Source organism: Paenibacillus sp. MDV22-iso6 (genome assembly GCF_058408365.1).
On record NZ_JBZVDZ010000007.1, the window covers coordinates 420627 to 432783 of the forward strand.

Here is a 12157-nt window from a genome sequence, read left to right on the forward strand (position 1 = left end):
CCCGCCAGGCATAACAAAAAGGAGCGTATTTCCTTGTTCCCCCAATAATTAAATGGAGCGGAATACCACTTGGATTTAACTTCATGCGGTCTTCTAAGCTGCAAAGTATATTTTATATTCCAATTATACAACAGAAAAAATCCCGTCAACTTGAGGTTAACGGGATTTTTTAGGAATCGAGATTTAACCGCGTCCAGCACCGCGCAGAACGATGGAATCCTCTACCTTGATACAACGATTCGTTACCGCTGTCATGCCGTTCTCAGCTGCAATCTGAACGGCTTCATCGCTGTGGATACCAAGCTGAAGCCACAATACATTTGCTTTGATCGCAGCAGCTTCACGAGCGACATCTGCACAATATTCATCGCGGCGGAATACGTTCACGATATCTACCGGCTCAGGGACATCTGCGAGGGTCGCATATACCGTCTCACCGAGAATCTCACCTTGTACCTGTGGATTTACCGGGATGATACGATAACCTCTGCTTTGCATGGCTTCCGCTACCATATAGGAAGTGCGATCTGATTTGTCCGATAAGCCGACGACTGCGATGTTGCCTGCCTTGCGCAAAAGTTGTCCAATTTCTTCACGAGTAGGATTGTTAAATTCCATGTTCAAGCACCATCCTTTTCTGCTTAAAGTGCGTGTTCAAAAAGACCGGTTTTTCAGTACCGAGAAGATGGGATGAAGCTAGAAATGGAGTAGCGGAGCGTAGGGAAAACTACGTGAGCAACGGACATTTCGGCTGAATTCCATATTCGATGCTGATGATGCCTCCAGGCATCCTTCGTAATCGTAATCAAAAGCGGTTTTTTGAACAACCTCTTAATCGTGTTATTTTACTCTTTTACCCATTGAACCGAGGCGCCAAGCGCCTGCAAATGATCGAAATATTGCGGATAAGACTTGGCTACATGGTGTGCATCCCGAATACGAAGCGGTTCTTTGGAACGCAGACCGACAACGGTCAGTGCCATAATTACGCGATGATCGTAGTGAGCGTTAATCTCAACGCCGCCTTCGACGCCTTCCGGACGACCATGTACGATAATCTCGGCCTGACGTTCTTCTACGTTGGCTCCTGCCTTCCGCAGTTCGTTCAAATAATCTGTAATTCGGTCACATTCCTTGTAACGTAAGTTCTCTACATTATAGAACCGTGAGGTGCCTTCCGCAAACACTGCCGCCGCTACCATGGCCAAAACCGCGTCTGTCGCGGCATCTCCATCGAATTCCACGGCTTTCAATGTACCGTTACCTTGCACGTGTACCACATCGTTTTCATGCGTCAACGGCACTTCCATCATGCGCAGAACGTCTACAATGGCACGCTCACCTTGTTTGCTCTGTTCCATCAATCGCAAAATTTTAACATCCGATTGGGTGACAGCCGCGGCCGCGAGGACAGCTGCTGAACCCGGATAGTCTCCTTGAACCGTATATGTTTGTGGTTTATAGGCTTGACCGCCAGGTACGCGGAAGGACATGTAATCATCACTCGCATGAATGACGATGCCCGCCTGTTCCAATACTTCCAGCGTCTGGCCAATAACCACTTTGGATTTCAAGTCGTTTAATACTTCAATTGTGCTGTCTTCTTCCAGAAGAGGAGTTACAAACAGCAACGCGCTCAAATACTGGGAGCTGACGGAACCGGATACACGGATATGTCCACCCTTAGCCTGACCCCCTTTGATCGTGATTGGCAAGCGCCCTTGTTCGTGCTGTACCTCAACACCAAGCTGACCAAGCGCATCGATCAGGTCATCATGTGGGCGTTTGCCCAGAGAATCCGGGTACGTATTTACAAACGTCACATCAGGACAAAGTGCCGTTACCCCCATAAGGAAACGAAGCACTGCACCCGCATTGCCTACATTTAATTCACGCACATCACGTGGATGGCTGCCGAAGCCCTGGATAACGATTTTGCTATCATCTTCTTCAAGCACCGCTCCAAGGTCGCGAATACATCTGCGCATAGCGTCACTATCTTCACTATGAGCCGGGTAATGGATCGTACTTGTGCCTTCTGCCAGCGCAGCAGCTAGCAAGTAGCGTGTGGTGTAGTTCTTGGAAGACAAAGCTCCAATTTCCCCGTTCAGGGATGGGGTTGGTTTAACGATAACGTCCATGGATGAAATTCTCCTTCATTGATTATAATGTGCTTCGTTAGATGATTCTGTTACGTATTTGATTCAGGATACATGCGGTGATGTTGTACTGCCAAATTGACATTCCATACATCGCTTGGGTATCATTATAGGCGTTAAGTCCATACAGAAAAGAGGACCTGAATATGACACAAATTGCTGAAATTGAAACTTCTGAGCTACGCCGCCGTTTGCAGGCGGGAGAGAAGCTGCAGATGATAGACGTCCGTGAGGACGATGAAGTCGCACAAGGCATGATTGAAGGAGCGAAACACATCCCGCTTGGACAGATTCCGGACAGACTGTCCGAAATTCAAAAGTCCGGTGAGATTGTTCTGATCTGCCGCAGTGGATACCGTAGTGAGCGTGCCTGTGAGTACTTACAGCAGCTCGGATATGATGGCTGTACCAATATGGTTGGCGGCATGCTGCAATGGCAAGAGGAAGACTAAACAACATCAGGATCGAGGTTAATGGTTAGGATATCTGCAATAAGCAGTTCTCGGTAACCAATGTGCATCCTGATCCTTACAGGAAGTCAAACGGGCCAATCGGCCCGTTTTTCACATCGTTCCACGATCACATGGCTCCATTCACCACTTTAAACCCTTCGGCATATCTTCTTCCACATGCGAAATGTATCCCTCTCTCCATGCATCGACCCTGCACTCATGTGTACAGTCTATCCATACACTCACTGAAGAGAAAACGAAATAATTACAAGCTTAGACGCGGTAATGCGCTAAAATTAAACGAGTCACTTCAGAAGCGGATAACTCGGTCGTATCCACCGTGTAATGCGCAAACCGGTATGCGTCCTTCCGTTCCTGCATAATGGTCTGAATGCGTTCCTCCGCATTGCCTGCCAAGAGCGGACGGTTCTCACAGCCGCTGACACGTTCTACTATCACTGCCGGATCAGCAGTCAGGGCAACCACCCAGCCGTTCTTCGACATAACATCACAGTTGTCCGAACGCAGAACCACACCGCCTCCGGTTGCAATCACCTGCGCCTTTTTCTCTAACACCGAGCACAACATGCGACTCTCGGCGTCGCGGAAATATGTCTCTCCCTTGCCTGTGAACAATTCAGGAATCGTACAGCCTTCCTCTTTCTCCACCGCGGCGTCCACATCAATCAGTCGGTAACCCAGCTCGCGTGCGAGCATGTCAGCAACGGTTGATTTGCCAGTTCCCATCATGCCGATGAGAATAATATTGTTAGACTTGCTCAAGGTGTACACTCCTTTAATTCAAGCAATTCGTGAGCACTTTTGTCCTATCATAACACAGCCCTGCGGACGGGGGAAGGCCATAGTGCGGCCCACTTCCCTCCAAGCATCCGCAAGCACTTCCAGATCATATCGAAGCATGTCCATGTACTCCAAACGATTTTAACGAACTCAGATCAGCTTATTTTTGAAATATAGGCAATTTTAAAATTCTAACGAATCTCAGAAAACTTATTTTACAAAAACAGCATAAAAACAGCGTAATTCCGCTCCAAATGTTCTTAATAGGACCTTCTGCATTCGTTAGAGAATAGAAAAGGTTCATATCCACGAGTTAGAGCATCTCAGGTTCGTAAAATGTAGAAGCATCTTAACATACGGTAAAAAAAAGAGACCTAGAGTTCATCGGTATGAACCGACTCTCCAAGTCCCCTATCTAAGTTTCTGTCCAAGCCCTTCTTCCAGCCAAGGCCCCTGATTCAGGACACTTTAGCCAAATCTCACGGACTTGCGATATATGCTACTATTCCATCCAGTTGTGATGGAAGCTGCCTTCTTTGTCCAGACGTTTAAACGTATGAGCACCGAAGTAGTCACGTTGTGCTTGCAACAGGTTCGCAGGCAAACGCTCTGTACGGTAGCTATCGTAGTAGGACAATGCACTGGAGAACCCAGGGACCGGAACGCCTTGAGTTACCGCAGCAGCTACAACTTCACGCCATGCACCTTGGTAGGATTCAACAATGTTTTGGAAGTATGGATCCAGAAGCAGGTTTTTCAGTGCTGCATCTTTGTCATACGCTTCTTTAATGTTTTGCAGGAACTGCGAACGGATGATGCAACCACCACGGAAGATCATGGCGATGTTGCCGTATTTCAGATCCCAGCCGTACTCGTCGGAAGCTGCGCGCATTTGGGCAAAACCTTGTGCGTAGGATACGATTTTACTTGCAAACAGCGCTTTGCGAACATTCTCAATGAACGCTTTTTTGTCACCGGAGAATGCTTCAACCGCAGGTCCGTTCAGGATTTTGCTCGCTGCCACACGCTCGTCTTTCATCGCGGACAGGAAGCGGGAGAATACGGATTCTGTAATCATGGACAATGGTACGCCGAGATCCAGCGCGCTTTGGCTTGTCCATTTTCCTGTTCCTTTTTGTCCAGCTGCATCCAGAATGACATCAACCATTGGTTTGCCCGTTTCCGGATCGTATTTGGAGAAGATATCTGCTGTGATTTCGATCAGGTAACTATCCAGCTCTCCCTGATTCCATTCTGTAAAGATGGCGTGAAGCTCCTCAACGGACACATTCAACACGGATTTGAGCAGGTGGTAAGCTTCACCAATCAACTGCATATCTCCGTATTCGATACCGTTATGCACCATTTTCACATAGTGTCCGGCACCATCTGGTCCGATATATGTACAACAAGGATCGTCACCGACTTTGGCCGAAATGGCTGTCAGGATCGGTTCAACCAGCTTGTACGCACTCTCTTGTCCACCTGGCATAATTGCAGGGCCTTTCAACGCGCCTTCTTCCCCACCGGATACACCTGTACCGATGAAGCGAATGCCTTTGTCTTCCAACTCTTTGCTGCGACGTTGGGTGTCAGGGAAGTATGCGTTACCGCCATCAATAATGATGTCGCCCTCATCCAAATGAGGAAGCAGTTGTTCAATGGTAGCGTCGGTTGCATAACCAGCTTGTACCATGATCAGGATTTTGCGCGGGGATTCCAGGGATGCCACAAACTCTTCAATAGAGAATGTGCCTGTCAGGTTTTTACCTTCGGCTTCTTTCAGAAGATCGTTGGTTTTCTCCGGGGAACGGTTAAATACCGATACCGTGAAACCTCTGCTTTCAATGTTAAGGGCCAAATTTTTGCCCATTACTGCAAGTCCAATGACACCGATCTGTTGTTTCGCCATCTGGTCCTCCATCCTTTGCTCCAATTAATTTTATTGAAATGAATTCTCAACAATACCCCCATTTTAACGGTTTTACGCATAGAAGTGAACCCCGGACCATGGTCGCACAGCGAGAAAACACCCCAATTACCTGAGGTGTTCATCGTATTTTCATAAATACAGCGTTATATTTCAGCCTTCCAGCATCAACATGTGCCCTGACAACTGCTTTAAGACTTTACGACAGACATTTGCTTTTTCGATATTATCCATCTGAATGGCGGCATACAGACGCTCCAGTTCATCATCCACTTCCATGCGCAGCAGCATGAGTCGCTCCTCGCCTTCGCGCGAGAGGAACATTTCTTCCATCTCTTCCGCCGTCGGCGCAGGTTCCTTTTGAAAAATAACACGCTGTTTGAACCCGGATACTTCAACGAGACGAATGACTTCACCAAACAAAATATTCTCCACGGTCATCTGCTGATCCTTAAACCGTTTCACAACGGCATGCCCGCGTGTATCCCCAATCAGCTTCTCCAACCATTCCGCAAGCTTTGCGTCCTTGATAATATAATCTCCGGTCATCTTGTAATTCCCACTGCGCGTCTGTTGAAAACGGAGCTTTACCAGCTTGCGTCCGGTGCGGACTGACAGAATAAAAAAGGATTCGTCCTCGCTCCAATATAGTGAATACCCCTCACGAATAAGGTCTTTGATCAAATTTTGGATATGCCGACGGTTGAACCGCAGCTCCAGATTGCAATATTCAACTTCATAACTCTTATTCACGGCACTCCCTCCATCTGTACCGGAGATGCTCCGGCCATCTTCTTCAATCGCTTCTACTCAATCGGCTTACCCTATTTTATACTTCATTTTATGTAAGGGTACTTGGTTATTTGACTATTTTTCACCGATTGATCCGAAGGATCGCAGCTTTCCGCAGATGCACAGGGGCAAGCCCCCGATTTTCATGATATAATGGACGCGAAATGAAGGTATGCAGAGGTTATGTGCGGACTGCGAATTGATCGGGATGATGCCCTTGCTGCAGATGGGTCAAGTTCCTGGAAACGGTTCGTTCAACGTTCAAAACACTGCTGCCGCTCTATAAGATGTCTTTGTCTTAAATACGTTGAACGATTAGTTCCCAGAGTTGATCACTCCGGCGGGCAGAATAATCTTCCCGTCGTTAGCTGAATGGATGCAATGGTTGCACCATGCTACATAAAAAGGGAGTTCCACAACCTGTATGGTTGTTGGAACTCCCTTTTCTTATTGGATCCACCTTATCAGACTTCAATCGCATCATTTGGCAGGAGCTGTACGATACGGTTTACGGGATAACACATAGTGCACAACGGCAAGTCCAGCCATAACGACAGCACTTCCGATAAATGGAGCCGGATGACTAACGTGATCCCACAGCAGTCCGGATACAATCGGCCCTACGACCATGCCTGATCCCTGAAGGGTCAGGAAGAAACCCCAGATCGCTCCGCGTTCTCCTTTGGGAATCAATGTGGCTACAAACGCATTCCAAGCCGGGAGAATCATCGCATAGCTGACGCCAACCAACATGACGATACCGAACACAACTGGAATAGACGTAATAGAAGAAAAAGCAAACAGACTCACTGCTGCCATTAAAAAACCGATGTTCAGGAACGGTGCCGTTCCAAACCGGTCTACCATTTTCCCTACAGGCAGCAATGCAATGACCGTAATGCCTCCACCCGCTATCAGCAACAAGCTGTATAGGTTGGGCGAGATGTGCAGGTCTGTGCGAGTGTATAGCGTAATCACGGGACTGAGCAGACCAATAACAAAAGACTGCATGAATAGTGCAGGATATACGAGCGGATTAACATTAAGGGTGCTGCGTACCCGTTGCAATGTACCCTGGACACTGTTTTTGAGTCGGATGAACGGCGTGAAAATATTCGGTTTAGCCGGATATTTCATATCTGACCGCTTCGTCTCACTTTCCGCATGCTCTCCCTCAACAATGACACGTCCGGGTAAAATCAAAGCGACCAGAATGACCAGAATTGCAACACCCATCAACACCAAGAAAATGGTGCGATAATCGTGATGCGTCCGCTCCAATAGCCAGTTCATTCCGATCGGCCCTAGACCAGTCCCCCCAAGTGCCGCCATCTCCAGCGCACCCATGGCTGTACCGTTCTTGTTCTGTGGCCCCGACATCGCAGTCACGCCTGTCATAGCGCAAGGCCAAAGGGGTGACGTGCCAACTCCAAGAATGAGACAAGCCATGGCAAGGCCAAATGCACTTTTGAAGAATATAATCATGATTACAGCAACTAATGTACAAATTAGCGCCGTCACCATTGTCGCGCGGAACCCGATCCGTTCTGCTGCCCAGCCAGAGGGAGCCCGGAACAGATTATCTCCCAAATATTGAAGGGCAAAGGCCACACCAATCACGCCAGCGGACAAACCCAGAATATTGTCCATATACACGGGCAAAATAGCGACCAGCAGGGCACCTTTAATAATTTCAACTAGAAAAAGCGTTAGCCACATGGCGATAAAGAAAGGTGATCGCAGGATTTTGGCTGGTTTTGTATTGGTTTGCATTCTTTTTCCCCTTTCGATGCTTGCTTGCCCATCTCCTATCCTTACTGTAACCCTCGGGGATGTGTCCAAATCTCAGCAATTCGAAAAATTGTCAAGCAATATTGCTTGCATTCGGTTCTTAATTTGCTATACTCAAATTTGTTTGAGATTACAAAATGATAAGTTATCAGCGAAGCTGAACTAAATCCGTGATCGCAAGAAAAACATCCGCTACATGCGGTCTGTCTTCATAGAATTTACGTCGAAAGACGTTTTTCTTACAAATTATAATTAGGAAAGGTTGTGACAGCACTGATGGATCACCGCCGTACGCCGCTGTTTACCGCTTTAAAAAATCACGCGGCACTCAATCCGGTGCAATTTCATATTCCGGGACATAAAAAAGGATTGGGAACGGATACCGAATTTCGTGAATTTATCGGCGATAATGCCCTCTCCATAGATTTGATTAACATCGCACCGCTAGATGATTTGCATCAGCCAACCGGTGTCATTGAGGAAGCGCAGATTCTGGCAGCCGATGCCTTCGGAGCCGATTATACCTATTTTAGTGTACAAGGCACAAGCAGTGCCATCATGACCATGATTCTGTCGGTATGTGAACCGGGTGACAAGATTATTGTGCCCCGTAATGTGCATAAATCGGTCATGTCTGCCATCATTTTCTCAGGAGCGAAACCCGTATTCGTCTCTCCTGCGCAGGATGCCAATCTAGGGATTGATCACGGTGTCACTACAGGCGCGATCCGACGTGCTCTTGAGCGTCATCCTGATGCCAAGGCTTTGCTCGTCATTAACCCAACGTACTTCGGCGTATGTACCGATCTAAAAGAAATTGTTGAACTGGCGCATAGCTATCAAGTCCCAGTACTTGTGGATGAAGCGCATGGCGTACTCATTCATTTCCATGAAGATCTGCCGCTCTCAGCCATGGCCGCCGGGGCTGATATGGCTGCAACGAGTGTACACAAGCTCGGTGGTTCGATGACCCAGAGTTCTGTACTCAATCTGAACACGAAGAATGGATATGTGAATCCACAACGTGTACAAACCATTCTGAGTATGTTGACTTCAACGTCGACTTCTTACATCCTGCTGGCTTCGCTCGACACGTCGAGACGTAATCTGGCTCTGAATGGCCATCAGATGGCACAGAAAGCCATTGATCTGGCTGAGTTTGCAAGACGCTCCATTAATGATATGGACGGACTATATTGCTTCGGCAGAGAGCTGCTGGGCACAGAGGCTACCTTTAATTACGACCCAACCAAAGTAACTATTCATGTTCGCCACCTTGGAATTACAGGCTACGAAACAGAGAACTGGCTACGTGAGCATTACAAAATCGAGGTGGAGCTCAGTGATATGTATAATATTCTGTGCCTCATCACACCGGGAGATACGGATGACTCCGTAGAAATCTTGCTGAACGCCCTGCAGGATCTATCCCGTACGTATTATCAGGTGAATCCAGCCCATGAGCTGGTGGTCAAGGTTCCAGATGTACCACAGCTGATGCTGACTCCACGTGATGCGTTCTATGGTGATACCGAAGTCATTCCTTTCAAGGAATCCGCAGGTCGGATTATTTCGGAATTCATCTACGTATATCCACCAGGAATTCCGATTCTGCTGCCAGGTGAGGTTATCACTCAGGAAAACATCGATTACATCATTGATCATGTTGAAGTTGGACTGCCTGTAAAAGGACCTGAAGACCGTAGCGTAACCAACGTGAAAGTCATCGTGGAAGCAGATGCAATATTCTAGAACAGCCACCTCTGCATGAGGTTGATCGATCTCTAAGGACCAAGCGGGATGCTTGGTCTTTTTTATTTTTTCTCCACACAGACTTGTCCTGCCTTGGGCTTATGATCGCTGTATCGTTTGCATTTTTCCACCTATTCCACTATCCTTATCGCAAGAAAAAACAGCATATACACCTAATAAAAAGCAAACAAAAGGCCCCCTACAATTAAGGAGCCTTCTTGCTTTATTCCAAAAGGATGACTATTCTTGGCTTGCAACGAGTTCGTTGTACGCCGCTTCAACACGGGTCCACTCTTCTTCGTCTTCAATATTGTAGAGCACCATTTCCTCGTCTTCTTCTTCCATACGCAGAATGATGCCGTCAGCTTCAGGATTGTTACGTTCCAGCAGGAGCGCATAAACATGCTTCTCCACGTCAAACGTCTCCACCAAAACCATCTCCACGTCATTTCCGTTCTCGTCTGTCAGTGTCAGAAGAACTTCTTCATGCTCGTGGTCGTGGTCGTGGTCTTGACCGCATCCGCAGGCATCGCCGTGTTCATGTGTGTGATCGCTCATTGATATACCTCGCTTTATAAATAGAAATTGTGTAACCTTGCATATCGTAACATGTTCAATGGTCCAGGTCAATTTAACCGACAAGGTTATTTTTGCTTCAATCGTTCAGCGCGGTAATGATTTTCTCGGCTGCCAGTACATAATTACTGTTTGCATTTTCTTTAATATAAAAACCGACTTGATACTTGCCAGCTCGGCTGAAATCATACGTAAAATCGTACGTTCGGAACCAGAAGTTATCCTTCTGTGTCTTAAGCTCCTGAGACTGAATATCCTTAACCTCACCACTTGGATTGGTAATCGTCACCTTCACGGCAGCTATATCTGTTGTCAAACTGTCGACTTGTGAGAACACATTAAATTTCAACTTACCCACGTTCACGTTGCCAAACACGGTATCTCCCTTGAAGAGAAAAATATGTACATTCGGTTTGATAACCGTTACTCTCTTGTTTGTGGTATCCCATCTGGCGATTCCGCCCGCTTCTCTTACAGGTACATAGGTCGTTCCGTCAATCAGATAACCACCGTCAGCTGCTTCCTTGCCGTTAATGAGAACCCGAATCTTCTCGTTCACTGAATCTGCAAACAATAAAGACCCGCCGAGCAAGGAGAATACCGTGACACACAGCAAAATTCTTTTCCATTTCATTCCGTCAATATTCCCTCCCCTGCTGCTAGCTGTTGTACATTTATACTGCAGGTTCATCCACAAAGTTGCGCTGTTTTTCATCATTTTTCATTTTTTATCCAGAATATTTTCCACCCCTTGGAACGATCAAAAAGAGGCGTTCCCTGTTAAAGGACGCCCCTATAGTATAGTTGTTGGCAATACGTAATTATACGAACTTCTTGTAGGTCAAACTTATTATGAAGCGGACTACGAAGTATGACGAGTCAATATACAAGGTACGCCCTTGCCTACAGCTCCATCGGTTCGCATCCGTGCTGCATAATCCATTCCTCGTGTACAGGGGGTCTTGCAACGCTCACATACATCCGAAGTAACCAATTTCATGGATACACGAAGTTTGTCACTCTTTAACGCGGGAGCCTTTTTTCCCTTTGCTTTTGCCATCCCGGATTCCCCATTTCCCCAATTGCTTGCTGATGTAATGCATCATATGGGGATTCGCCCGGTTGTGTGTCAAAAGCAATAAACTTCGTGCATGATATCGTTTAAATGAAACCGCCGTTTGCACGCAGCGTCTGTCCTGTAACCCATTGCGACTCTTCACTGACAAGGAAAGAGATCACATTTGCAATGTCCTCCGGTTCACCTAGACGACCAAATGCATTCATTTTACGTAGCCCTTCGAGCTGTTGCTCCGTCTTCCCTACAGAAAACAACTCGGTATTCACCGGGCCTGGTGCAACAGCATTAATAGTGATTTGTCTGGAGCCAAATTCTTTTGCAAGCTGACGAGTAATCTGTTCAACTGCTCCTTTGGTACCTGCGTACACGCTGTATCCCGGAAACATCTGTCCGGTTACAGAAGTGGAGAAGTTAACAATTCGGCCCTGCTCCTCCATGTGTTTCAATGCTTGCTGACAAGCAAAAAATGTACCTTTCACATTGATGGCAAACTGCTGATCGAATTCTTCCTCCGTCACATCTACCAAAGGCGTTGTCTTCATGATGCCTGCATTGTTGATCAGAATATCAACTTTTCCAAGCTGGCTAATCGTTTCGGAAAATAAACGTTCCACATCTTCCTTTCGGGCAAGGTCAGCCTGAACGGTAATGGCACGGACTCCTTTTTGGCGAGCAATATCTGCCACCTGCTCTGCTTTGTCGGGGCTGCTCGCGTAGTTAATGACGACATCCGCGCCCAATTCAGCGAGTTGCTCTGCTATAGCACGTCCGATCCCCCGGGATGAGCCAGTTACAATGGCTACTTTACCTGTTAGCTTTTTCATTT

At 47.1% G+C, this 12157-nt stretch carries 12 protein-coding genes; 2 read left to right on the plus strand and 10 right to left on the minus strand.

The window, feature by feature from the left end; translation table 11 throughout:
* Positions 1 to 183: 183 nt before the first annotated feature.
* Positions 184 to 618 (minus strand): CoA-binding protein, encoded by a 435-nt coding sequence (locus tag AC4PM4_RS21470; RefSeq protein ID WP_090951642.1) that lies wholly within the window; start codon positions 616 to 618, stop codon positions 184 to 186.
* Positions 619 to 845: 227 nt separating this feature from the next.
* Positions 846 to 2141, minus strand: coding sequence for a 3-phosphoshikimate 1-carboxyvinyltransferase (aroA, locus tag AC4PM4_RS21475; protein ID WP_063565570.1), 1296 nt, complete (start codon positions 2139 to 2141; stop codon positions 846 to 848).
* Positions 2142 to 2305: 164 nt separating this feature from the next.
* Here aroA and AC4PM4_RS21480 point away from each other — a divergent pair, with 164 nt between their 5' ends.
* The gene (locus AC4PM4_RS21480; protein WP_063565569.1) at positions 2306 to 2611 is read left to right on the plus strand and encodes a rhodanese-like domain-containing protein; all 306 of its coding nucleotides are present in this window, start codon (positions 2306 to 2308) and stop codon (positions 2609 to 2611) included.
* 273 nt (positions 2612 to 2884) lie between these two features.
* Here AC4PM4_RS21480 and AC4PM4_RS21485 read toward each other — a convergent pair whose 3' ends face one another.
* The 4 genes from AC4PM4_RS21485 to AC4PM4_RS21500 all read right to left on the minus strand — a co-directional run bounded on the left by AC4PM4_RS21485 (position 2885) and on the right by AC4PM4_RS21500 (position 7907).
* Positions 2885 to 3394: a shikimate kinase gene (locus AC4PM4_RS21485; protein ID WP_231952443.1), complete on the minus strand. Its 510-nt coding sequence runs from the start codon at positions 3392 to 3394 to the stop codon at positions 2885 to 2887.
* Positions 3395 to 3914: 520 nt separating this feature from the next.
* A complete protein-coding gene (gene gnd, locus AC4PM4_RS21490) occupies positions 3915 to 5324 on the minus strand; it encodes an NADP-dependent phosphogluconate dehydrogenase (protein ID WP_064636561.1) in 1410 nt (469 codons plus the stop codon).
* Between the two features lie 171 nt (positions 5325 to 5495).
* A complete protein-coding gene (locus tag AC4PM4_RS21495) occupies positions 5496 to 6095 on the minus strand; it encodes a YkzI domain-containing protein (RefSeq protein ID WP_063565568.1) in 600 nt (199 codons plus the stop codon).
* A gap of 519 nt (positions 6096 to 6614) precedes the next feature.
* Complete coding sequence (locus AC4PM4_RS21500) at positions 6615 to 7907, minus strand: MFS transporter (RefSeq protein ID WP_063565567.1); 1293 nt, start codon at positions 7905 to 7907, stop codon at positions 6615 to 6617.
* A 294-nt stretch (positions 7908 to 8201) separates the two neighbouring features.
* On the opposite strand from AC4PM4_RS21500, the gene AC4PM4_RS21505 reads away from it, so the two are divergent.
* Positions 8202 to 9677, plus strand: coding sequence for an aminotransferase class I/II-fold pyridoxal phosphate-dependent enzyme (locus AC4PM4_RS21505; RefSeq protein ID WP_063565751.1), 1476 nt, complete (start codon positions 8202 to 8204; stop codon positions 9675 to 9677).
* 240 nt (positions 9678 to 9917) lie between these two features.
* On the opposite strand, the gene AC4PM4_RS21510 is transcribed toward AC4PM4_RS21505, so the two are convergent.
* The 4 genes from AC4PM4_RS21510 to AC4PM4_RS21525 all read right to left on the minus strand — a co-directional run bounded on the left by AC4PM4_RS21510 (position 9918) and on the right by AC4PM4_RS21525 (position 12155).
* Complete coding sequence (locus AC4PM4_RS21510; protein WP_063565566.1) at positions 9918 to 10235, minus strand: DUF1292 domain-containing protein; 318 nt, start codon at positions 10233 to 10235, stop codon at positions 9918 to 9920.
* A 97-nt stretch (positions 10236 to 10332) separates the two neighbouring features.
* Complete coding sequence (locus tag AC4PM4_RS21515; protein ID WP_063565565.1) at positions 10333 to 10887, minus strand: stalk domain-containing protein; 555 nt, start codon at positions 10885 to 10887, stop codon at positions 10333 to 10335.
* A 228-nt stretch (positions 10888 to 11115) separates the two neighbouring features.
* On the minus strand, positions 11116 to 11313 hold the full coding sequence (locus tag AC4PM4_RS21520) for a hypothetical protein (protein WP_072735367.1): 198 nt from the start codon (positions 11311 to 11313) through the stop codon (positions 11116 to 11118).
* Positions 11314 to 11414: 101 nt separating this feature from the next.
* Positions 11415 to 12155, minus strand: a complete 741-nt coding sequence (locus tag AC4PM4_RS21525) for an SDR family oxidoreductase (RefSeq protein WP_090810779.1) — start codon at positions 12153 to 12155, stop codon at positions 11415 to 11417.
* Positions 12156 to 12157 lie beyond the last annotated feature (2 nt).